The following is a 22,940-nucleotide window of genomic DNA, read 5'->3' on the forward strand; positions in this document are numbered from 1 at the left end:
GCGCGATCGTCATGGCGATCGGCCGGCGTCCCTTCAACCGTCCACGCGCTCCGCGATCAACGCCGCATGCGCGTGCCCGAACTCCGCTTCCGTGCCGGCGACCAGTTCCACCGCCGCGTCCACGTCGGCGGCGCGCGCGAGCCGCTCGATCTCGCGGCAACGCGCCGACAGCAAGTGCGCGCCGACGTTCGCGCTGCTCGATTTCAGCGTATGGGCGGCCAGCTTCAGCGCATCGGCGTCGCCCGCTTCGACCGCCGCATGCATGTCGCGGATCAGCCGTGGCGCATCCGCCGTGAATTGATCGATGATCCGCGTCAGGACATCGGGGCGGCCCGGCCGCTGCAGCGCGCGCAACGCATCGAGCGCCTTATGGTCGATCACGCTTGCTTCGTCATCCGGATCGATGGCGGCGCCCCCCGTCGCTTCCGGCTTCGCTTCGACGCCGCCGCCCGTCGTTGCCGCATCGGTTCCGGTAGCCGGCGCGCACGCCGCGCCGCCGACATGGCGCGCGAGCATCTGCAGCAACGCATCGCGGCGAAACGGCTTGCCGAGATAGTCGTCCATGCCGGCGGCCAGACAGCGCTCGCGGTCGCCGCTGAGCGCATTGGCCGTCAACGCGATGACCGGCATGCGCGGCGCGCCGGCTTCGGCTTCGCGACGGCGCAACTGCCGCGTCGCCTCGAAGCCGTCGAGCCGCGGCATCTGGCAGTCCATCAGCACGACGTCGAATACGTCGTCGGCCAGCCGATTCAGCGCCTGCTCGCCGTCGTCGGCCACCGCCACCTGATAGGCGGTGTCCTCCAGCATCGCGAGCGCGATCTGCTGATTCACGACGTTGTCCTCCACCAGCAGCACGCGCGCCGAAATCGCATCGAGCGGCCGGCCCGGGCCGGCGCCGGCGTCGGCGCCGGCGTCGTCGGATAGCGGTTCCGGCGAAGTCAGCCGCGGCGGCATCACGTGCATCGCCGACGCGATGGCCGTGTGGAGAGCGGCGCCACGAAGCGGCTTCGTCAGCCGGGCGGCGATGTCGAGTTCGTGCGCGACCAGGACGCTGTCCATCATCTCGAACGCGGTCAGCGTGATGATCCTGAGCGCACGCAACGACGGATCGCGGCGGATGTGCTGCACGAGCGAGATGCCATCCATGCCCGGCATCCGCACGTCGACGATCGCCAGATCGAACGGCGCGCCGTCGGCGACCGCCGCGCGCAACTGCGACAGTGCGTCGTCGCCGCCGATCGCCGTGGCGACGCACAGCTGCCATTCGATCGCGTGTTCGAGCAGCACGCTGCGATCGGTCTCGCTGTCGTCCACGATCAGCACCTTCAGGCCCGCGAGCGACGGTCGTGCATCGGCTGCTACGCCGACCTCGCCGGATGCCGGCTCGAACCGGGTCGTCACGGTAAATACCGAACCCTTGCCGGGCGTCGATTCGAGCGTGAGCTCGCCGCCCATCATCTCGGCCAGCTGGCGGGAAATCACCAGACCGAGCCCGGTTCCGCCGTATTTGCGCGCGATCGAGTTGTCGGCCTGCTGGAACGGCCGGAACAACTGCGCGGCCACCTCGGGCGCGATGCCGATGCCGCTGTCGGCGATCGTGAACACGATGCGGCCGTCGTCCGAATACGATGCGCCGAGCGCGACGTGCCCGTGCTCGGTGAACTTGATCGCGTTGCCCAGCAGGTTCGTGAGCACCTGGCGCAACCGCACCGGGTCGCCGCGCATCCACTCCGGAACGGTGTCGCCGCGCCGGAACTCGAGCGCAAGCGCCTTGCGCTGCGCGTTGGGCTCCAGCAGCGCGACGACATCGTCGAGCAATTGATGCAGATTGAAATCGATGCGCTCCAGCGTCAGCTTGCCCGCCTCGATCTTCGAGAAATCCAGAATGTCGTCGATGAGGACGAGCAGCGTCTGGCCCGATCGATACACGGTGTCGACGAACTTGCGCTGCTTCGACGTCAGCCGCGTGCGCTGCAGCAGTTCGGTCATGCCGAGCACGCCGTTCATCGGCGTGCGGATCTCGTGACTCATCCGCGCGAGAAACTCCGATTTCGCCGAATTCGCGGCTTCGGCCGTGGCGATCGCCGCCTGCAACGCGACGTCGCGGCGCTCGATTTCGTCGAGCATCATGTTGAAGCCGGCAATCAGCACGGCGACTTCGTCGCTGCCTTTGTGCGTCATGCGCAACGACAAGTCGCTGCCGCTGCGAATGCGGGCCATCGTGCGCGTCAGGTTCGACAGCGGCCGCGAGATCGACGTGCCGAGCCGATGGCTGATCACCAGCCCGCCGATCGCGAGCAGGAACGATACCCCCACGATCATCAGAATCGCGGTCGCCACGGCCCGGTAGACGTCCGATACGATGCCGCGCTGCTGAAGATCGACACGCACGGCTTCCTGCTCCGTGTAGGCCGCGAGGCGATTGGCCGTCGTGTCGACGTCCGCGACGATGCGCTGCATGGCCACGTCGTTGGACAGCATGTCGGACTTCACGGCGAGGATGCGGCGCGCGGATCCACCGAGCGCCGTGGTCAGCCCGACGACATCCTGCGCGCGCTTCGCGTTGCCCGGGCCGTCCGCGGCGAGCGCATCGCGCAGCGCGCCGGCGGATGCGGTCAGCGCGCCGATACTCTTGCGCAGTTCGTCGTCGGCGCGCTTCAGACGGTCGGCGCTGTCGCTTTGCGCGATCATGCGCAGGTCGAACGCCAATGCGTTGATGCCGCCGCTCACGACCGCCGACAGCGACGCAACCCGCGCGGCTCGCCGCCGGAATTCGATCGCGTCGTCGAGGCGCCATCGCGCCTTGACGATCTGCAACGCGAACGGGTCCGCGATCTCCGCGAGCTTCGCGTCCAGCGCATCGAGCGACTGCAGCACCCTGTCCTCCTTCGCGCGGTAGCGGGGCGCGACGGCGGATTCGGCGAACAGGGCGCCGCGCAGCGCGACGAGGCCGTCCTGGCCGTCGAGGATGTCGGCCGCCGCGCGCCCCAGCGCGCTCGTCACCCCCTGTGCGGTTGCGGCATCGAGGTTCGGCGCCGCGATCGCGAGCGCATTGCGTGCGCCGTCGAGCGACGCCTGCATGCGCTCGCGCAGCGGCGCGAGCCGGTACCGGTTCGGCGCGACGTCGACGCGGCCGGCGATCGTCATGATGTCCTTGACGTTCGTGCGAACCTGATCCAGTGCATGAATCGTCCGGTTGTAGGCGGTGTTGGCCGCGAGCGCGCCGCTCACCGCCGCATCGGCATCGTCGTCCAGCCGCTCGATTTCCTTGCCGATCTCGGTCAGCAGCGTGGCGCCCCGTGCCTGCAGGCCTTCGATCAGCCGGCGCTCGGCGACGAGCTGCGCATCGCCGCGCAGGCGCTTGTCGATCCCTTCGTTCATCGAACGGAACATCGTCCGCAGGTCGGTGGACGGTTCGGCGATGCCGTGCCCGTCGATCGCGCGCACGGCGGCCGTGATGCCGGCAATCCGCTGCAATTGCGTTTCGATCTCCGACGACGACTGCTGTCGCTCCGACGCATCCTGCGCGTGCTGGAGCCGGCCGAACTCCACCGCAAGTTCCGCATAGGCGCGCTGGAGTTCGTTGCTGCGCATCTGCAGCGGCAGCGATTCCGTCGTCAGCGTGCGCACGCCGGACGCGATGCCGTGCACCGCGATCAGGCTGGTCACCGAAATCGCCACCGCCCCCAGCAGCATCAGGCTGGTGCTGGTGACGAGTTTCGCCTTGATGTCCATGCAGCCTCCAGGATCGGGATGGCTCGGCGGCCATCCGTCCGCTCATTGCGCCGGCACGACGAGCGGCGTGACGCGGCCGTGCGCGATTTCGGTGAGGAACACGTCGTTCAGCGCCTGGTGATCGTCGGTGCTCAGATTGGCCACCAGACCGCCGAGATCGAGATGCCGGATCGACTCGAGCGCCTGCTTCAGCGTCGCCCGGGTGGGTGCCGGCCCCGCGCGTTCCAGCCCGATCAGCGCGACCTTCGCGTCGAGACAACCCTCGATGTGCACCACGCCGATGTGCTCGTCCGGAAAGCGCCGCGCGATCAGCCGTGCACAGTCCCGGATCACGGGGCGCTCGCTCTGCGGCAGCGGCACGACCTGCGAGATCACCGTGCCGTTCGCTTCGTCGCCGATCAGGCGCAACAGGTCGTCGGTGCCGACGAACGACACCGCCGCGAGACGGGCCGCGAAGCCTTCGCGGTGCGCCGCGCGAATGAATGCGGCGACCGGCGTATACGGGCCGACCATGACGACGACGTCGGGCCGCGCGTCGAGTACGGCAGCGAGCCCCGTGTCGACCGCCGTCGTGCCGCGGCGAAACGTGCCGGTGGCGACCACGTCGAGGCCATGGCGACGCAGGGCCAGTTGCGTGCCGGCCAGCACCGCGAGCCCGAAGCCGTCGTCCTGGTAGAACACCGCGAAACGCTTTGCGCGGTCGTGCGCGATCAAATGATCGACCAGCGCGCGCGTTTCGTCGTCATAGCTCGCCCGGATGTTGAAGACCTCCGGAATCACCGGCCTGCGCAGCGCCATCGCGCCGCTGAATGTACCGACGAGCGGGATGCCGGCGTCCCGGATCATCGGCAGCACCGCGGTGGTTGTCGGCGTGCCGACGTAGCCGAACAGCGCGAGGACGTTGCCCCGCTCGATCATTTCCAGCGTGTTGTCCACCGTCCGGTCGGGTTCGTAGCGGTCGTCGGCGACGACGAGATCGATTTTCCGCCCGTGCACGCCGCCGTGAGCGTTCGCGTCGTCGAATACGGCTTGCGCACCGATCAACAGCCCGCGCCCGAGGCCGGCGGAATTGCCCGACTGCGCGTTGACCATGCCCAGGCGGATCGTGTCGTCGGTCACGCCGGGTTCCGATGCAAAGCCCGCGCCCTGGCCGCTCAGTGCGGTGCAGCACGCGAACAGCACCAGCACGCGCCGGCCGCCGGGACACGCGAGCGCGTGCAGTACGTTCGAGAACCAGATGCCGGAACACATCCGTGCGACTGACACACCCTCGTCCATGTTGGGCTCCCGTTCGGCACCGGTTGTTCTGATTCGATGGTGCGCCCCGCCGCATGCCGCACCGCTGCCGTGGTACGAGTCAATTAGTCATATATATAGGTGGCATCCCTTGCGACTGCAAGCCAGAGGAGCGGATCGACGCCGTTTGTCGAGATCGTTTCGCTGGGGCGACGGAATGCGGGTGGACGCGGTCGGGCGGGATCGCCTTCCAGCATTTCGATACAGTCGTCAGTGCGGTGATTTGTTGCGGAAATCGATGCGCCAGGGCACGGCGCGGCGATCATCTCGCGCGTTGCGAGCATCGTGAACGTCGTGGCCTTGTCGTGTCCGGACCGCCCGAGCGGCAAGCGGATTTCGGGGGCGCCCGGTTCGATGTCGATGTCCTCGACAACTAGTGCGCTGTGCCGTATCCGTGACGATGGATGAATACGCGCCAGCGTTTCGGGTTGACTGCCGCGATTCGGTCCAGTTGGAATAAGCAAAGGAATGCAAAACAAATGGACGAGGCTGATGCGGTTCGTCCGTGCGGTGTCTATCGACCGATGGGATGATTTCCGGCACGACGGTAGCAATAGAGTCCATCTACCTTGGATATGACATCGGTTTCCGATGCAATCTCCCGCTCTCAAGCCGTGATCCTTCAACTCGTGCGTCAAGTTTCAGAGGCCGCGCGCTCCGCTTAATACTGATCATCGGCTTCCCCCGCACTCCGTCAGCCTACTCCTGGGATACAGACTCCTGGCCGTCATTCGCGCCCATCGGAATGGGCGCGAGCCGATCACACCAAGTCAGGCCTGCTTGATGTAGAAAGTGACCGTCGCATTGTCTCCTGAGCCTCCGTCGTAACCGACTTTGTAACCGGCAGCGCTCACGGTTATCGAGTATCCGTTTCCGCCGTAATACGGGTTGTCCCAGTAGATCCGCAAGTTTTCGATACCGCCACCGTCGGCAAATTGATATTGAAGCTTCCCCTCGGTTCCGGTCATGAAGCCGTCGGAATCGCTCTCCCATTCCCCCGTTTGTCCATTCGGGATCTTCTCCGGCGGGTACGTGACCCATTCGCCATGCAGCAGATTGATCGATGCCGAGTCCAGAAACAACGTGCTGCCCGAGTTGTTTTGCAGCTTCACAACAGTGCTTCGTGCGGACATTTCGTTCTCCACAATAAAGTGTGATTACGCATCGCAGCCGTTTTTGAATGCATACCCCGCAATGCATTTCAAACATAGAACGCGAACATCGGCACCGAAAGCTGATACTTATGACAGTCGAATTTTATGGAATAGTTGAAGAAATTATTCAAACAATTGTGACATCAAAAATCACAACGCAAAAACCACAAAAATAGAATCGAGCAGCATTTGATTCGCAAAATTAACCGCATTGCTTCCTTAAAAATCGCACGAAACACCACGGTTTCATGACAACGACACCGCGCCGCGTTGAGAGCATGGCACTTCAGGTGTCAAACGGTTCGCTGCGGGAGACCAACCGTGAATGGGCACTGGCAAGCGCTTGTGGCTGGCCCAGCTCCACTTTCGTGACAATCCCGCCCTGTGGATACGAAATCTGCGGCCCTGTCTTGGTGGTGTCGTGCGACCGGCTCGACATTGCGGCGTACGGCGCCATCAAAATAAGCATTTTTCAGTGAAAACTTCCGGTCTCACATGGATTTGTTGTGTTCCGGACTGACTGCAAACATCTACACGCTGCCTACAAGAGCATACCGACAGACGACGATGGGAAATTTGAAAGCCATCAGCCAACACGCTGATTTCATTGGCCCGCCCTACACGATTCGAACGTGTGACCTACGGCTTAGAAGGCCGTTGCTCTATCCAACTGAGCTAAGGGCGGTCGGGGAGAAAAGACACGGCCGGACACGGACCGGCATTCGGCATCGGGCTCTGAGTAACGAAGCAGCAGCAACACCGCCCACTGCCCCACGACAACTCAAATCCCGAAACCAAAACGGGCCCGGCACGAAGCCGAGCCCGAAATTATACCCGATCATCGCGCCGGATCACGCGATACCGGCGCCCGCCGCATCAAACCGGCTGCGGATGCAGCATGAACCAGCCGAGGCAGACTACCCCGGCGATCACGCAATACACGCCGAACGACGCGAGCCGGCCGCGCCCTTCGAAATAGCGCATCAGGAACCGCACGCTGAGGTACGCGGCGATCGCCGTCAGCACACCGCCGAGCAGCGCATCGGCGAGCTGGTCGCGCGCATGGAACAGCTTCGGCAGTTCGAGCACGCCCGCGGCAAAGATGATCGGCGTGCCGAGCAGGAACGAGAATTCCGCCGCCTTCTCCGCCGTCAGCCCGGCCGCGTTGCCGGCGATCATCGTCAGCCCGCTGCGCGAGAAGCCTGGAATCAGCGCGCCGATCTGCGCGAGCCCGACGAAGAACGCCTGCTTGAACGTCATCTTCTCGGGCGGCTGGTGCGCGCGGCTACGCTGGATGCGATCGCCGAGCCACAGCAACACGCCGTTGACGATCAGCGCGATCGCAACGATCCGCAGGTCGTGAAACACGCGTTCGATGCGCTTCTCGAGCAGCAGCCCCACGATGCCGGTCGGGATCGTGCCGATGATCAGCGCCCACATCAGGTGCCCGTCGTCGTTCTTGCGACCGCCGAGCTGCGCGAAGAAACCGCCGATCAGCGCGATCCACCGCGCGCGGAAGTACCACAGCAACGCCAACGCGGTACCGAGGTGGAGCGCGACGAGGAATGGCAACAGCTGCGGCGCATGCTTGTCGATGTGCATGCCGAACAGCGCCGGCACGAGCAGCGTATGGCCGAGGCTGCTGACGGGGAAGAGTTCGGTGACGCCCTGCAGGACGCTCAGGAATACCAGAAACCAGAGGCTCACGCGTCGGTCCTTTCAGTGAAGATTAAGCGGGAAGGAAGGCGGACGACGCGATGCGCGTCCTGAAAAACGCGCCCCGATTATGCCGAGCCAGGATTACCGCGCCAAGGCATTTGGCAGGATATTGCGGCAATGCACACAAACGCTTGCAATTTGTAAGCACTCAGAAAGCAAAAAGCCCGCCATTTGCATGGCGGGCCTGTCGGTTTCGGCAGAAATTGCCGTCAGCGGCCGAGCTGATAGAAAAATAGTACCGTGCTGCCGGTAAACATGCCGAACAGTGCGATTCCCATTGCCATTGCCAGATCCATGGCCCCCTCCACGAAGTGTCATGACCCGGCAACATCACCGGTTTAGAGGCATTATCCCGACGGTTGACAGCGTTAAAAACTCGCAATTTCCCGAGAAGGGTTTTCCCGGACCGCCCGCGGCCCGATAATGGAATGCACGTTGCTCCCCTCACCCGCCCAACCCGATTCGCCATGCCGATCTTCCAGCAACACGACATTCACGAACTTCATGCCGGCCCGTCGCTCGTCCGGGTCGCCCCACAATTCGGCGGCCGCCTGCTGTCCTGGCACGTCGATGGCGAACCGGTGATCTTCTGGCCGGAAACCGCCGACTGGAGCAATCTCGCCCGCGTGCGCGGCGGCAATCCGCTGCTGTTCCCGTTCCTCGGCCGCCACCGCGTCGACGGTGAAATCGGCCGCTGGCGCGATGCCGCCGGCGTGGTCCGCGACCTGCCGATGCACGGTTTCGCCCGCGATCTGCCGTTCGATGCACACCCGTCGGCCGACGGCGCCGCGCTGTCGATGACGCTCGACGCGAACGACGCGCTGCGCGCGAGCTACCCGTTCGATTTCCGGTTCGAAACGACCTACCGGCTGGCCGACGCGCATACGCTCGACGTCGCGCTGGCGACGACCAATCGCGGCGACACGCCGCTGCCTTACTACGCCGGCCACCATTTCTACTTTGCGCTGCCGCACGGCGAGCGGGCCGATACCCTCCTCGAATTGCCGCCCACCCACCGTTGCCACCAGCGTGCCGACGGCTCGATCAGCCCGCTCGAACCGGGCGAGGCCCGTTACCGTCTCGACGATGCGGACATCCTCGACCGCTTCCACTGCCTCGACGGCGAACCGTCCACGCCGGTGCGCCTCGTGATGCCGGGCCGCCGCCGCACGGTCGAGATCGCGCTGGACGTGCCGGGCTCGATCCCGTGGTACGCAGTCACGACGTGGACCGAAAAGCCGGATTCGGACTTCTATTGCGTCGAGCCGTGGCTCGGTCTGCCCGATGCGATCCACAACGGCCGCGGGCTGCGCATGCTCGCGCCGGGCGCGACGGAAACGGCGACGCTGCGGATCCGCGTGATCCCGTTCGCCGGCTGATTCGACACGCATCGGACCGGGGCCGCTACGGCCGCGCCCGCAGCCGAAACTGCGGCGTGCGGGTCGAACCCGTTAAAATCGGACGTTTTGTGTTGCCTGCCGCGTCACGCGCGGCAGGGTTTTGCGAGGTTCAATGTTCGGAACAACAACGAAGCGACTCTTCGCAGCCGCCTGCGCCGCCCTGCTCGTCGCGTGCGGCTCCGCACCCGTCGGCCCCGGGTTCTATCGCGTCGAGCGTGGCGACACGCTGTACAAGATCGCGCGCGCGAACCGCACGTCGGTCCAGAGCATCGTGCGCTGGAACCAGATGACGAACCCCGATGCGATCGAAGTCGGGCAGGTGCTGCGCGTCGCGCCGCCGCCCGGCTCGGCCACCGCATCGACGCCGTCGACCACCGGCACGGGCAGCGCGGGTCGCGCGCGGCCGGCTCCGTCCGCGCCGGTCGAATCGGCGGTGAAGCCGGCCACGAGCATTGCGCTGATCTGGCCGGCAGCCGGCAACGTGGTGCGTACGTTCGATGGCTCGAAATCGAAGGGCATCGACATCGCGAACTCGCCGGGCACGCCGGTGGTGGCGGCCGCGCCGGGCGTCGTGGTCTACGCCGGTAACGGGCTGCGCGGCTACGGCAACCTGATCATCCTGAAGCACAACGCCGACTACCTGACGGCCTACGCGCACAACCGCGCGCTGCTGGTGAAGGAAGGCCAGTCGGTCACGCAAGGGCAATCGATCGCGGAGATGGGCAACAGCGACAGCGATCGCGTCGCGCTGCATTTCGAACTGCGCTATGGCGGCCGCTCGATCGATCCGTCACGCTACCTGCCGCCGCGTTGAGCGCACGACAGACGACACACGATGCCGGTGCGCATCGCGTGTCGTCACGGCGAAAACGGAAAAAATCGAGTCAGCGCTTGCGCAGACGTCCGGTGAAACGGCCGGACAACGGATCGACGTGGCGGGCAAACGCCACCAGCCCGCCGATTCCAATCAGGCTGAACCCCGCAGCTATCAGAAGCAAATCCATGATCACACCACTGTTTTGTCTTGATCTTATGCGTCATTGTGGAATCGTGCACTGAGCCCCGCCTATTGGACGAGTCCGAACATTCCCTATCAGCAAACACCATTGTGGATGCGTCCGAGTGAAATCCTGATGTAAGCCGTTCACCCAGCGCCACGTTCGACACCCAGGAGACCATGCGATGCTGCCCGCCGCCGACCGCTACGACCTGCTCCTCTCCCGCTTCCGCTGGGACATTCCGGCGCGCTACAACATCGGCGTGGACGTGTGCGACAAATGGGCCGACGGCAGCGGACGCATGGCGCTGATCCACGAAACGGCGCAAGGCGACGTTTCCCGCATCACGTTCGACGAACTGAAGCATGCTTCTAATCGGCTCGCGAACAGCTTTGCGCGCGCGGGCCTGCGGCGCGGCGACCGGATCGGCATCTTTCTCGCGCAAGGCCCTGAAACGGCCGTCGCCCATCTCGCCGCGTACAAGTTCGGCGCGATCGCGGTACCGCTCTTCACGCTGTTCGGCGTCGACGCGCTGGAGTACCGGCTCGCGAACAGCGAGGCGGCCGCGCTCGTCACCGACGCGGCCGGCTACGCGAAGATCGCGCCGCTGCGCGCGCAGCTGCCGGCGCTGCATACCGTCTACTGCATCGGCGACGACGCGCCCGACACGCCCGGCGTGCTCCGCTACGACGCGGCGCTCGCCGCCGAAGCGCCGGATTTCGTGCCGGCGGATACGGCCGCCGACGATCCGGCCGTGATCATCTACACGTCCGGCACGACCGGCAAACCGAAAGGCGCGCTGCACGCGCATCGCGTGCTGCTCGGCCACTTGCCGGGCGTCGAGATGTCGCAGCAGTGCTTCCCGTGCGACGCACGCCTGTTCTGGACGCCCGCCGACTGGGCATGGATCGGCGGGCTGCTCGACGTGCTGCTGCCGTCATGGCATCACGGCGTGCCGGTGCTCGCACGTCGCTTCGAGAAATTCGACGGCGAAGCGGCGTTCGCGCTGATGGCGCGGCACGGTGTCACCCATGCGTTCCTGCCGCCCACCGCGCTGAAGCTGATGCGCACCGTCGCGGCGCCGCGCGAACGCTACGCGCTGTCGCTGAAATCGGTCGCAAGCGGCGGCGAATCGCTCGGCACCGAACTGACGGCGTGGGGCCGCGACGCGCTCGGCGTGACGATCAACGAGTTCTACGGGCAAACCGAGTGCAACATGGTGCTGTCGTCGTGCGCGGCGCTGTTCGATGCGCAGCCCGGCGCGATCGGCAAGGCGGTGCCCGGTCACACGGTCGCGATCGTCGATGCGGACGGCACGCCGCTGCCGCCGGGTGTCGAGGGCCGCATCGCGGTGCGCCGCCCCGACCCGGTGATGTTTCTCGAATACTGGCGCAACCCCGCCGCGACGCGCGACAAGTTCGCGGGCGACTACCTGCTCACCGGCGATACGGGCACCATCGACGCCGACGGTTTCGTGCGCTTCGTTGGCCGCGACGACGACGTGATCACGAGCGCCGGTTACCGGATCGGCCCGGGGCCGATCGAGGACTGCCTGCTCACGCATCCGGCGGTGCGGATGGCGGCCGTCGTCGGCGTGCCCGACGCGACGCGTACCGAGATCGTCAAGGCGTTCGTCGTGCTGAACCCCGGCCACGTCGGCGACGACGCCCTCGTGAGCGCGCTGCAGGCACATGTGCGCACGCGGCTCGCCGCGCACGAGTATCCGCGCGCGATCGCGTTCGTCGACAGCCTGCCGATGACCGCGACCGGCAAGATCGTGCGCCGCGCGCTGCGCGACGCATGAGCCGCCCGCCCGCGCTCGGCCCTCCCGACCGGATGGTTTATAGTGGCGCCACGCAGTCTTTCCAAGAAACCGATGTCCTCTGATCAACACCCCGCCGCGGGCGCGTCGCACAGCCCGCTCTACGCCAAACTCCTCGGCGAAACCGCCAAGATCGACTGGTGCGATCTCGAACGCTTCTTCGCGCAGGGCAAGCTGCTGTCGATCGCGCGCGACCTCGATCTCGTGAGCGTCGCCGAAGCAGTCGCCAACGACGATGCCGAACAGGTCACGCGCTGGCTGTCATCCGGCCTCGTCGCGCGCATGCCGGCCGAAACGGCTGCCGACTACGCCGCGCGCAATCCGGAGCTGTGGGCGGTCGTCGTCTCGCCGTGGGTGTGCGTGCAGGAACGCGCCTGACGCGTCCGCCATGTCCGGATCCGCGGTACCGCACGGGGCCGGCAGCGCGTCGGCCGCAGTCACGCATCGGCGCGTCCTCGCACTCGCGTTCCCGATCGTCGTCGCGAACCTGACCCAGCCGATCCTCGGCGCCGTCGACACGGCCGTCGCCGGCCACCTCGACGGCGCGCAGTATCTCGGCGGCGTCGCGCTCGGCGGGCTCTTCTTCAATTTCGTGTTCTGGGGCTTCGGCTTCCTGCGGATGGGGACGACCGGGCTCGTCGCGCAGGCGCATGGCGCCGGCGACGCCGCCGGGATCCGCCTGAACCTGCTGCGCGCGCTGATCGTCGCGTTCGCGCTCGGCGCCGCGGTGCTGGCGCTGCAGGTGCCGCTGCTGTCGTTCGCGCTGTCCGCGCTCGGCGGCAGCGATGCCGTCCGCACGACGGCGCTCGCATACAGCCACGCGCGGATCTGGAGCGCGCCGTTCGCGCTCGCGAATTACGTGGTGCTCGGCTACCTGCTCGGCGTGCAGCGCGTGCGGCTCGCGCTCGTCGCGCAGGTGTTCATCAACGCGGTGAACATCGGCGCCGTGCTGCTCTACGTGTACGGTTTCGGCTGGGGTATCGCCGGCATCGGCGCCGCGACCGCCACCGCGGACGCATGCGGCTTCGCGCTCGGCGCGTGGATGCTGTGGCGGCTGCGGCCGAGCGGCCTTGCGCCGCTCGCGATGCGCGCGCTTGCCGACCGCGTCGCGCTCAAGCGGCTGATCGCGCTCAACCGCGACATCTTCCTGCGCACGCTGTGCCTGCTCGGCGCCTTCGGGTGGTTCGCGCATCTCGGCGCGAAACAGGGCGACGCGACGCTCGCCGCGAACGCGCTGCTGCTGAATTTCCAGACGTTCATGGCGTATGGCCTCGACGGCTTCGCGCATGCGGCCGAGGCGCTCGTCGGCGCGGCGGCCGGCGCGCGCGACCGCCGCGCATTTCGGCAAGCCGTACGCGTCACACTGTTCTGGTCGGCACTCGGCGCGCTGCTGTTCGCGCTCGTTTACTGGGCGGCGGGTGGCTGGATCGTCGCGCGCCTGACCGATCAGGCCGAGATCCGCGCCGTCGCGCTGCGCTACCTGCCGTGGGCCGCGATCTCGCCGATCGTGTCGGTCTGGGGCTTCCTGCTCGACGGCGTGTTCATCGGGGCCACGCAGACGCAATCGCTGATGCGCGCGATGGTCGTGTCCTTGTCGATCTTCATCGTGGCCACGCTCGCCGCCGTCGGCCCGTTCGGCAATCACGGCCTGTGGTTCGCGCTACTGTTGTTCATGGCGGCGCGCGGTGCGACGCTCGCGCGCCACCTGCCGGCGCTGGTGCGGCGCATTGGCGCCGACCCGCCGGTCGCTTCCGCGGCCCGTGCGTGACGGCGGGGCCGCCGGCCGTTACTGCACCGGCTTCGGTGACGGCGCGTCGAGCATCGACGGCGGCGTCATGTCGGTCGGGACGCCGTGATAGTCGGCCGGGTCTTCCGGCGGGTGGCCACGGCGCGCCTGGCGCGGATCGCTGCTGCACGCGGCAAGGAGGGATGCGGCCAGCACGGCCAGCAGGAAACGGGTCATCAGGGAGGGCTCCGGAAAACGGCGCGCCCATCGCGCGCCGGAACCGCGCCGAGTCTAGCGGAAATCCGGTTTCGGGGTTGCGCCGCGCATGTCCTACTATGTACGCATGGCGCTGTGCCGTCGAAAGGAGGCTGCCATGTCGTCTGAGGAAATTGCGGGCCTGATCGGCCTGATCATCGGTCTGATGGTGCTGGTTGCCTTGTCGTACTTCGAGTCGCGCGAATACAAGCGCAGCCACGGAGGCGAAGGGATGATCCATCACTGGATGACGGAACACCACCTGCTCGACTGGCGGCGCAAGCACTGAGCGCGCCGCTGCCGCTCGGTCCCGCCTCGGGCCGTCGCGAACGTGCCGCTCTGCGGCACGGTGATCGTTGCGTGCCGCGGAAATTATCAGGGCCGGACATGCATGCATGGGCCGGACACACGAACGCCGTCGCGCGGCTAGCGTGCGACGGCGTTCGCTTGCGGGCGCCGCACCTGACCGGCGCGACGCGATTCGGACCGTTCAGCCCAGGAAGTGGCGGGCGTAGCGCGCGTTGATGTCCGACAGACGGAACAGCGTCAGGAAATCCGCGCAGTTGAAGTCGGGATCCCAGGCCGGGGCGCCGCAGATCTTCGCGCCGAGACGCAGATAACCCTTGATCAGCGGCGGCGGCGCGACGACGGTGCCCGTCTGCAGTTCGTCGACCGGCAACGCCGTGTGCGGGAACGCGCGATACTCGGGTGCCGTCAGCGCGCCTGCCGACAGCGACTGGTACAGGTTCGCCGCATAGTGGCCGCCATCGGCCATCGACACGCTCGCGCAGCCGAGCATCGTCTCGTAGCCGTTCTGCATCATGTACGCGCCCAGGCCGCCCCACAGCGCCATGATAACGGCGCCGCTCCGGTAGTCGCTGTGCACGCACGAGCGGCCGACCTCGACCATCTTGCCGCGCAGATGCGTGAGGCGCGACAGGTCGAATTCGCCTTCCGCGTACAAACGGCCGACACGGGCCGCCTGGTGCGGCGGCAGCACGCGGTACGTGCCGACGACTTTCAGCGTGTCGAGATCGCGGACCAGCAGATGATCGCAATACGCGTCGAACGGATCGACGTCGAGACCGGACGGTCCGCTGACCTGCGCGCCCATCTCTTCGGCGAACACGCTGTAGCGAAGGCGCTGGGCTTCGCGCAATTCGTCTTCCGTACGCGCCCATGCGGCGCGCAGGCGATACTCCGATGTGACGGTTTCACTGGCGCGCGGCAGATGGCGCCGCGACGTGTCCAGGGGCAGCGAGGCAAAAGGGAGCGTAGGCGTCGGCAGTTCTCGCATTAGGCTTTCCTGATCGTAAGGAATAGGACGACATGCCCGCCAATGTAGTAACCGGCCGTGACCGTTATGTGGCACGACCGTGTCCTTTCAATGACGTGTCGCCGAATTGACTTTAGCAGAAAGCTTGCAAAACCGTATGACCAATCCCTTCAAACCTGCTCAGTCGGGCTTTACACCAGTTCGGGCGTCAGTACCGCCCGCAGCACGGCCTGCGGGCTGCCGTCGCGCGTGCGGCTCGCCAGCCACACGATTCCGCCCTTCCTGACGCTCCAGCCGTCGCCGCCGCCGGCGACGAGCTGCGCGGCGACGCTGCCGAGCGTCGGCTGGTGGCCGACGATCACGACCGTCGGCGCGATGCCTTCCGGCCAGCCGGCCGCCGTGAGCACGTCGTCGACGCTGCCGCCCGGCGCGAGCGCGTCGACGGTCCGGTACTGGTCGGTCAGCGCCTCGACGGTCTGCACGGTGCGCGCCGCCGGGCTCGCGAGAATCACGGTATTCGTCTCGAGGCGGCCGCGCAGCCATTTGGCCATCGCCTGCGCGTCCTTGCGGCCGCGCACGGTCAACTGGCGCGCGAGATCGCTCGTCGCGTAGTCTTCGGCTTCGGCGTGGCGCCACAGGATCAGGTTCATCATGATGTTCTCCTTGCATCGGCAGGCGGCCGCGCGCGAATGCGTGAGGGGCGGCCGATCATCAAGGGAATTGTCGCAAATCGTGGCAGATTCGCCGCCGCGGCATTTACCCGCATATCGTGATTGACCGAATAGGTCGTTCAACGTTATTATCTCTGGCTCGTCGGAGCGTAGCGCAGCCTGGTAGCGCATCTGATTTGGGATCAGAGGGTCGAAGGTTCGAATCCTTTCGCTCCGACCAAGGGAATCAAGGGGTTAGCTGATGCTAACCCCTTTTTCTTTACTCGGTCCACGCTAGGTAACCCGATCCAGCCTAGGTCAATCTACATTGATCCATTTCGGCCCGGCCAATTTCCTCCCTGCTCTCCTCCTCTCGGAACGATCCAGCCAAGTTTTCGATGCGATTCCAGCGTTTATGGGGCCGGAAACTCCGATTGCCACCAGAGTGCAGTCCGGGGCTGCGACGCCAAAGATACTGACCGCAGATCATGCCGATGTGCCGCCACACGCATGGCCCGAGCGCCCCTTCGCCATCCTCGTCTTGACATGCCTGCGGATACGACGGCTCGCCGACGTATTTGGCTGGGATTAAACAACGGCCCCCGGCTCGCCACGCTGGAGCGAATAGCCGCGACTTCCCCACGTTGTCGTCCCGCACGTTCATCACGGTGCGCATGACGCCTGGCGTCTTGCCGGCCGCCCTGGCCGCTTCAATCCGCTCCTTCTGGATCGCGCGCGGCAGGAAGCCGAAGTTGGCGATCAGCGGCTTGAACTGGTCGTCTACGTAGCCGACGATCGGCACGTCGTAGTCCTGACGGATCTGCGGCTTCCACGGCGTCCAGTGGTACAGATCCCGAAAACTGTCGATCTTGATCGCTCTGGCCCGGATCCTCGCCCGGCGCTACCTAGTTCGCGCACATCCCGGAGATACCTCCAATGATCCGTGCCTTGTTCAGTAGCGGTCATACGAGACTCGATATCAGATGGCAGCCACACGTGGCGCGATGACCGTGACGCGCGATTGGAAGGCCGTCATCCATCATCGATCCGCCACCCTCTTCGATGACGTTGGGTGATACGTCAGGATGCCGAGGGCACGACACATAGTCGCCTTTTCGCGCGACGTAACGGCCGTCAAAAGACATTGTCGAAGAGGCTGTAATGACCTTGCCTTCGTGATCAGAGTCATCGTGAAGGCGGATTAAATTTATCATGATATTTCGTCGTGACGAATAAATGACTCTAATTTTCTGTTTTGCAAGAGGAGAATGAATTTGGGATGGCGACTATCTTAATATTGTCGTCGACAATGAATTTCCGCTGCCGGCACTCGGTAGGCTTTCCGTTTGATGCGTCGATATAGTATTTTGCGACAAGCATCTTACTCTCTGCCTTGCTTAGCAATTCGGCGATATATGATCTGCCATCCTGGGTTTTGTTCGGCGCTTTGCCGTTTGACGAAAACATATCCAGGGAGTTTAAATCCCTTCCCGTCGAAAGGTCTGATAAAGTGTAGTAACGACACTCCATGCCGCAACTATGGACCCCGATGTGATATTTTCCCGCGAAATTTATTACTGGAGGCCCCACTAGCTTGCCATCATCATCCCGCCAGCCGGAATCGGTTTTTTTGTAATACTTCGGTATATGGAGGGCACCTCGATAAAGAGTGGAAGGATGATTTGCGAAATCGACATCCTGCCCCCAGCACAAGGCATGGCTCATTGCTGCAACTACAATGGCAAATTTCAGTAAAATATCGCTCTTCATTGTTCGTTTTTTATTTAATCAAATCATCAAGACCACCAACAGGAACTGCAAGATCACTATTTCCCGCTAGCTCGTCCGCCACATATTTTTCAAAATGCTCCTTCACTGATTTGATGTTGACGCCGCCTTGACCATACTGATCGCCTGGCAGGCTGGCCCACTCGTTATTAGCATGATGCGTGAAGATTGCTCGCTCCAAATCAGCATTTTTCACGTCATCAAGACAATTTCTTTTGTATTTCATGATCGCAACAATATATCTATCTTGAGAAATTGGAGAGAAATCTTTAATCTTTGCCAATCTTCTGGTAAGCGCGTCACCAGCACCGTCGTGACGGAGTTATCGATTACCCCATCGATTGGTCGCGAGTCGCATCAACGCGGCGTTGGCAGCACGCAAATCGAATAGCTCCGGGTCGAATCCTGGGCCGACCCATTGACGATAGTTATCCGCTTCTTCGCTGTCAGGACTGTCGCGCAACGTGGTCAGGAACGTTTCATACCCTGGCGCACCGCCGACGTCTTCCGGTGGGCAAGCGCGAGCACCATCGATCACCCTGGACTCGCCCCACGACTCGTCTGCAATCGTCTCAACGCTTTCGACCACGATCTGGTGATCCCAGCCGTCTCCGAAGTCATAGCGGTAGAGAATGCGCGAGTCAGGTCGCAGGACTTTGTTCAGTTTGGTTTTCCGGTCGTCGAATGTCTTCGATCGATCCATGAACTCTAGTGCCGCATCGACATCGAACATGGCGTAGGTTTTGCCGTCGATCAGGAAGTCGTGCATGTGTGTGCTTTCCCATCCGAAGGCTGCTTGCAGAATGTGGTGTAACTTGCGCAGCGAGTCGGGTCCTTCGACTGTGATCCGGCGCCAGATAGGCGGTTGGATATACAGTAATTGCACGTGCAAGGTATAGCGCTGGAACGACTTGGCCATCTGATCTCCGAGGTCTGGGCATCAGTGGCATTATCCCTTCACGGCGTGGGAGGGGTCACCGTCCAGGGCAGCAGTTCGTCGATTCGGTTGATCGGGTGAGCGGCGATGCGCGCCAGGACATGACGCAGGTACGCCTCGGGATCGATACCATTGAGCTTGGCCGTGCCGATCAGGCTGTAAATCGCGGCCGCACGTTCGCCGCCGGAATCCGCGCCGGCGAACAGGTAGTTTCGTCGGCCCAGGGCAACGCCGCGCAGTGCCCGTTCGACCGGCAGATTGTCGATTTCCAATTGTCCGTCGTCACAGTAGCGAGTCAATGCTTCCCACCGGTTCAGGACATAGAGGATGGCCTGACTCGTGTCCGATTTGCGCGAGAGTGTTGCCAGCGCGGCGTTTAGCCACACATGGAACTGTTCGAGTAATGGTTTGGCGTTCGTCTGCCGGTGCGCTTGCCGCTCGTCTGGCGGTTTGCCCCGGATCGCTTCTTCGACCTCGTAGAGCGCGCCGATGCGTTCCAGCGCTTCCTTGTTCAGCGCGTTGGGCCGCGCCGCGTACAGATCGTAGAACTTGCGCCGGGCATGCGCCCAGCAAGCCGCCTCAAGTACCTTGCCGGTCTCGTAGATCTTCTGATAGCCGCCATAGGCATCGGCCTGCAGCGTCCCCTTGAACTTGGCCAGATGCTGTTGCGGATGCTCGCCTTTGCGATCAGGGGTGTAGGCGAACCAGACTGCCGGTGGCGCCTTGTCGCCCGAGTATCGGTCATCGCGCACATAGACCCACAGCCGCCCGGTTTTCGTCTTGCCATTGCCCGGCGCGAGCACCGGAACGGGCGTATCGTCGGCGTGCAGCTTCGTGGCTGCCATTACATGCAGGCGCAGCGCATCGACCAGCGGTTGCAGTAGCTTGGCACTGTGCCCCACCCATTTCGCCAGCAACGAGCGATCCAGTTCCACGCCTTCTCGGACCAGATTCGCATTCAGGCCGTGCTCCATTGCCAGGCGCGCGACCGACACGCCGGGCTCGCATGCCAGCCTGGCCATCTCGCGCCGGAATTCGAGCGGGTGATTCGGGATGCCTTTGCGGCCAATCCTCTTTGGTGCTTCTGTTGTCAAAGTAGTCCCCGCTACTTGAAGTGGTGGGGACTACTTTGGCAATTTCTGGTCAGGCCGTCGAGACGGTGCTGGAGACTCGCTTACTGCAGACCGGACGCCACACCGGATCGGGCTCGCACGCCTGCTCACGGTCCACAATCCGGCATGTAAATCCGAGCTAAGTCGATCACCGAGGTGACACTAGTCTCCGACCTGCGTAGCGGTGCTGCCAATCAACATGCAACCGCATTCGGTGTGGTGGCCATGTAGCGCCACACGCTCGCCGCCAATTGTCAATGTTGGATGTGCTTCAATGATCTTGTTAATGCCGTGCGATTTGCCATCGGGATATTTCTCTGGGCAGTCAACGAGATCATGCAGACGAGCAATCGCCTTACCTCCAATCGTATGGATATCCGAGCCGCTGATCACGCGCCCCCCATGCGATGTCATATCTCCGACCACGATGATAGCTAGTGCCATTTTGCACCTCAACAAAGTTGAGAACGAGTTTCTGCGTGTTGTCTGGACAGAGGTGCGCGTGCATCAATCACCTTCTTGATTGGATTCCTCGTCGGGATAAGACGGGTAGGCGTTTGCTATCCTACCTTTGATGTAGGCTATGCGGCCGTTATATGCTTTCATCAAACAAGCGTTATCACTACAGGAATTCCGTACTGTCCTGATCCAGTTGATTTGATTCAGTCTCACTGGATCTTGGTATGAAATTTCTTTCGAATTGGTCAGCATCATCGCAACGTAGCCACGATTGACGGTCGCATCGAGTTTAATCAGATCTGGATTCTTGCATATAAGGTGTTCGACATTCGTTGCGGCTTTACTGCAGTCGAAACTTTGCTCCGCATTTGCTGGCGCATGGGTCTGACGCGCGAAGGCGTACGCCCAAGAACCGTCGAGCAACACCATCTCGTCCTGCGATCGATAGATCATCGCGGATCGGAGGCCCGAGCAGAGCGGTGCGTCGACATCACCCAGAATATAGGTATCAGTCAGCGCCGCGCCTTTCGCATGGAACTTCGCGCTCAGAAAGGCATTGAATTTGTCTCTGGAACCGAACGAGTGAGAGATGACCGGGTCGACATAGAAGTTCATTTTCTTGTCGATCTTTACGTTGCAACTGTGCCCGGTGTAATGAAGTGCAAACGCACTGTCATCGAAAGTGAGAAAAGCTGCGGTCTGGGGATTGACCGGAAAGGGCAACTGGTGTGTGTCATGTCCTTGTTCGAACTGCGCTGCACCTATCATTCGATATATTTCCTCGGCCGATGCATGCGCCGGCCCAAAGACCACCGACATCAGGAGGATTAAGCTCAGTGTGATTTTCTTCATAAAAAAAGACATCGTTCGTTTAATGGTTTGAATTGTAAGTGCCAAGGCAAAACATGTCGTGCTCTCGTTCGCGGCGCGTCTTGTTTTCGATATCCAGGAATTCGACAGGTGCTCCAGTGTAGTCACCGTTGTTCAGTTTACGACACAGACTTGGCGCTTTGCTCAGACTGCCCATGTTAAAGGCGAGCGAGACCAGTGCATCGTACTCGTGCTGGTAGAGGGGTACACTGATCGCATTCTTGACACGACCTTCGATCACCGCGACATCGTTGTCAAAAAGTGTCTGAGCCTCAGCAACGGTTATCTTGCTCGACATTGCAATGTACCCGTTCGCCGCACAACTGCTTTCGGCAATCAGGTGACCCCAGCCAACCGTGCAGTAGCCCTTACTGTCGTTGTAATAGTAAGTATTTGCCTTCGCAGTGTCATAGTGCACACCCTCCCACCCCTTGATAAATGCCTTGCCTTGATCCGAAATTTTCAATTGCGCTATCGGGATCCGTTGACCAGTAGGCTTGAGCGGAGGGGCATCGAGAAATGTCGCCTTGTAGCCCTCCTGCAGAATCGCAAGCGAATCGATCAAGTCGCTGCGACGCTGGAACGGAGCGGCCAACGATGATCCGTTCAGTTTCGAGTGGGGATCGAATCCGAGAGCGCCCGAATACGTCTCGAAATGGAGCATCGACACATTTTCGCTTCCGACGACATGCAGCGGGGTACCGTTGCCCTTCAACAGCACTCCGCTGTTAGCAAGAACTTGCCCCTGGCTTACTGTGTCTCCGATTTTCACCTTTGTGGACGATGGATCGACTTCGCCGTACAAAGCGATAAACTCTCGGCCATCAGAGGTCTTGTGATGAATACTGATTTGCCAAGTTTGGCAATAGAAAAATTCGCATTTGATAACAACACCCGGTGCAATCGCTACGATCGGAGTGTGTGCCTGCACGTAAAGGTCGCGGGCCGCATGCTTCCGACCGCCAGCGCGATTCGCACCAAATCTTGCTTGATCATGACCACCGCCATGTAAAGGTTTGGTCCATGTATAGTCCGACGACGTCGTTCCGTATACGCCACCCTCGTCATTTAGCGGGCGGGTTTGTATCGGAAAAATTATAGGTGCAGCGCCCTGACGAGGTACCGAAGTCGGCGCTCCGCTATCGTTGTTCGGATGATCGTTCTGCGGTGGGCTACCCGGTGGATTTGGTTTCTTTGGCGTCGGCTCATCCGATTTCCGAGTCTCGGCCGGGGGGACCTTCAATTTTTGGCCTACGACGATGAGGTCTGATTTCAGTCCGTTCACCCGCTTGAGCAAATCAACGCTCGTATGATATTTCTTCGCGATTGTCGTCAGATTGTCGTGCGACTTGACAACGTAAGTGCCGCGCCAGTAATTGCCTTTCGCCGTATCGTCGACTTTGGTCGGCAACTCATGCTTGGTCTTCGGACTGGTCAGATTGAAGTAGGCCTGGGACAGAGACGCGTTCAAACGCGCGACTTCCTTCATCGTATCGCTAGTCCAACGCTTCACATGCACAGATAGCGCAGTGCCCATTTGAACCGAGAACCGGATGGCACCCTCCGCATTTGTCGATGCGGCGTGATAGACCTGATTCGCGCGGTCTTCCATACCCTTGATCTCGATTTTCAAATCCTGGATCGGTCGGCCAAAGTGATCCTTGAAATAGACCGTTACGGCGGACAGAGGATCAGTGTTGGTATTCGGGGCGGTCATGAATTTTCCGGATTGGCTCGAATGGC

General features: G+C 62.8%; 21 protein-coding genes, 2 tRNA genes and 1 pseudogene. 7 read left to right on the plus strand and 17 right to left on the minus strand.

Annotation, left to right across the window (positions count from 1 at the left end):
- Nucleotides 1–33 precede the first annotated feature (33 nt).
- From KPB06_RS18170 to KPB06_RS18190, 5 genes are all read right to left on the minus strand, one after another.
- Nucleotides 34–3,735, minus strand: coding sequence for a response regulator (locus tag KPB06_RS18170; protein ID WP_275906211.1), 3,702 nt, complete (start codon nucleotides 3,733–3,735; stop codon nucleotides 34–36).
- Between the two features lie 42 nt (nucleotides 3,736–3,777).
- The gene (locus KPB06_RS18175; protein ID WP_059573847.1) at nucleotides 3,778–5,013 is read right to left on the minus strand and encodes an ABC transporter substrate-binding protein; all 1,236 of its coding nucleotides are present in this window, start codon (nucleotides 5,011–5,013) and stop codon (nucleotides 3,778–3,780) included.
- Nucleotides 5,014–5,801: 788 nt separating this feature from the next.
- A complete protein-coding gene (locus KPB06_RS18180) occupies nucleotides 5,802–6,164 on the minus strand; it encodes an aegerolysin family protein (protein ID WP_059574313.1) in 363 nt (120 codons plus the stop codon).
- Nucleotides 6,165–6,793: 629 nt separating this feature from the next.
- Nucleotides 6,794–6,870: transfer RNA gene (locus KPB06_RS18185), tRNA-Arg, on the minus strand.
- A gap of 191 nt (nucleotides 6,871–7,061) precedes the next feature.
- Nucleotides 7,062–7,892: an undecaprenyl-diphosphate phosphatase gene (locus KPB06_RS18190; protein ID WP_059644280.1), complete on the minus strand. Its 831-nt coding sequence runs from the start codon at nucleotides 7,890–7,892 to the stop codon at nucleotides 7,062–7,064.
- Between the two features lie 479 nt (nucleotides 7,893–8,371).
- Here KPB06_RS18190 and KPB06_RS18195 point away from each other — a divergent pair, with 479 nt between their 5' ends.
- The 5 genes from KPB06_RS18195 (at nucleotide 8,372) to KPB06_RS18215 (ending at nucleotide 13,892) form a co-directional block, all read left to right on the plus strand.
- Nucleotides 8,372–9,283, plus strand: coding sequence for an aldose epimerase family protein (locus KPB06_RS18195; RefSeq protein WP_060011531.1), 912 nt, complete (start codon nucleotides 8,372–8,374; stop codon nucleotides 9,281–9,283).
- Between the two features lie 133 nt (nucleotides 9,284–9,416).
- Nucleotides 9,417–10,118, plus strand: coding sequence for a peptidoglycan DD-metalloendopeptidase family protein (locus KPB06_RS18200; RefSeq protein WP_060011529.1), 702 nt, complete (start codon nucleotides 9,417–9,419; stop codon nucleotides 10,116–10,118).
- A 368-nt stretch (nucleotides 10,119–10,486) separates the two neighbouring features.
- Nucleotides 10,487–12,106 carry an acyl-CoA synthetase gene (locus KPB06_RS18205; RefSeq protein WP_060011527.1) on the plus strand — a complete coding sequence of 540 codons (1,620 nt, stop codon included), beginning with the start codon at nucleotides 10,487–10,489 and terminating at the stop codon, nucleotides 12,104–12,106.
- A gap of 72 nt (nucleotides 12,107–12,178) precedes the next feature.
- Entirely contained in the window at nucleotides 12,179–12,502 is a 324-nt protein-coding gene (locus tag KPB06_RS18210; RefSeq protein ID WP_059573853.1) for a DUF2288 domain-containing protein, read from the plus strand.
- A 10-nt stretch (nucleotides 12,503–12,512) separates the two neighbouring features.
- Entirely contained in the window at nucleotides 12,513–13,892 is a 1,380-nt protein-coding gene (locus tag KPB06_RS18215; RefSeq protein WP_104012304.1) for an MATE family efflux transporter, read from the plus strand.
- Nucleotides 13,893–13,910: 18 nt separating this feature from the next.
- Here the strand turns inward: KPB06_RS18215 and KPB06_RS18220 are convergent, their stop codons facing one another.
- A complete protein-coding gene (locus KPB06_RS18220; RefSeq protein ID WP_181035414.1) occupies nucleotides 13,911–14,087 on the minus strand; it encodes a hypothetical protein in 177 nt (58 codons plus the stop codon).
- Nucleotides 14,088–14,223: 136 nt separating this feature from the next.
- Here KPB06_RS18220 and KPB06_RS18225 point away from each other — a divergent pair, with 136 nt between their 5' ends.
- Nucleotides 14,224–14,394 (plus strand): hypothetical protein, encoded by a 171-nt coding sequence (locus KPB06_RS18225; RefSeq protein ID WP_167351607.1) that lies wholly within the window; start codon nucleotides 14,224–14,226, stop codon nucleotides 14,392–14,394.
- Nucleotides 14,395–14,595: 201 nt separating this feature from the next.
- Here KPB06_RS18225 and KPB06_RS18230 read toward each other — a convergent pair whose 3' ends face one another.
- Both KPB06_RS18230 and sixA read right to left on the minus strand, forming a co-directional pair.
- Nucleotides 14,596–15,402, minus strand: a complete 807-nt coding sequence (locus tag KPB06_RS18230) for a GNAT family N-acetyltransferase (protein ID WP_059573855.1) — start codon at nucleotides 15,400–15,402, stop codon at nucleotides 14,596–14,598.
- A 170-nt stretch (nucleotides 15,403–15,572) separates the two neighbouring features.
- Entirely contained in the window at nucleotides 15,573–16,034 is a 462-nt protein-coding gene (sixA, locus tag KPB06_RS18235) for a phosphohistidine phosphatase SixA (RefSeq protein ID WP_060011526.1), read from the minus strand.
- 161 nt (nucleotides 16,035–16,195) lie between these two features.
- Between sixA and KPB06_RS18240 the strand changes: the two genes are divergently transcribed.
- A tRNA-Pro gene (locus tag KPB06_RS18240) sits at nucleotides 16,196–16,272 on the plus strand.
- Nucleotides 16,273–16,344: 72 nt separating this feature from the next.
- Here the strand turns inward: KPB06_RS18240 and KPB06_RS18245 are convergent.
- From KPB06_RS18245 to KPB06_RS18285, 9 genes and pseudogenes are all read right to left on the minus strand, one after another.
- Entirely contained in the window at nucleotides 16,345–16,833 is a 489-nt protein-coding gene (locus tag KPB06_RS18245; protein ID WP_060011523.1) for a hypothetical protein, read from the minus strand.
- Nucleotides 16,834–16,993: 160 nt separating this feature from the next.
- A complete protein-coding gene (locus KPB06_RS18250) occupies nucleotides 16,994–17,245 on the minus strand; it encodes a PAAR domain-containing protein (RefSeq protein ID WP_275906226.1) in 252 nt (83 codons plus the stop codon).
- 28 nt (nucleotides 17,246–17,273) lie between these two features.
- A complete protein-coding gene (locus tag KPB06_RS18255) occupies nucleotides 17,274–17,801 on the minus strand; it encodes a hypothetical protein (RefSeq protein ID WP_230971915.1) in 528 nt (175 codons plus the stop codon).
- 10 nt (nucleotides 17,802–17,811) lie between these two features.
- Nucleotides 17,812–18,102, minus strand: coding sequence for a lysozyme family protein (locus KPB06_RS18260; protein WP_275906227.1), 291 nt, complete (start codon nucleotides 18,100–18,102; stop codon nucleotides 17,812–17,814).
- A 39-nt stretch (nucleotides 18,103–18,141) separates the two neighbouring features.
- Nucleotides 18,142–18,738: a plasmid pRiA4b ORF-3 family protein gene (locus tag KPB06_RS18265; protein ID WP_060011521.1), complete on the minus strand. Its 597-nt coding sequence runs from the start codon at nucleotides 18,736–18,738 to the stop codon at nucleotides 18,142–18,144.
- 38 nt (nucleotides 18,739–18,776) lie between these two features.
- Nucleotides 18,777–19,715 (minus strand): annotated as a pseudogene (tnpC, locus tag KPB06_RS18270) (IS66 family transposase); the annotation flags it as partial.
- 315 nt (nucleotides 19,716–20,030) lie between these two features.
- Nucleotides 20,031–20,312, minus strand: coding sequence for a PAAR domain-containing protein (locus KPB06_RS18275; RefSeq protein WP_081066583.1), 282 nt, complete (start codon nucleotides 20,310–20,312; stop codon nucleotides 20,031–20,033).
- Nucleotides 20,313–20,375: 63 nt separating this feature from the next.
- Nucleotides 20,376–21,179 carry a lysozyme inhibitor LprI family protein gene (locus KPB06_RS18280; RefSeq protein WP_230951118.1) on the minus strand — a complete coding sequence of 268 codons (804 nt, stop codon included), beginning with the start codon at nucleotides 21,177–21,179 and terminating at the stop codon, nucleotides 20,376–20,378.
- Nucleotides 21,180–21,198: 19 nt separating this feature from the next.
- Nucleotides 21,199–22,914, minus strand: a complete 1,716-nt coding sequence (locus KPB06_RS18285; RefSeq protein ID WP_059573859.1) for a glycoside hydrolase family protein — start codon at nucleotides 22,912–22,914, stop codon at nucleotides 21,199–21,201.
- Nucleotides 22,915–22,940 lie beyond the last annotated feature (26 nt).

The organism is Burkholderia semiarida, assembly GCF_029268935.1.
Taxonomy (GTDB): domain Bacteria; phylum Pseudomonadota; class Gammaproteobacteria; order Burkholderiales; family Burkholderiaceae; genus Burkholderia; species Burkholderia semiarida.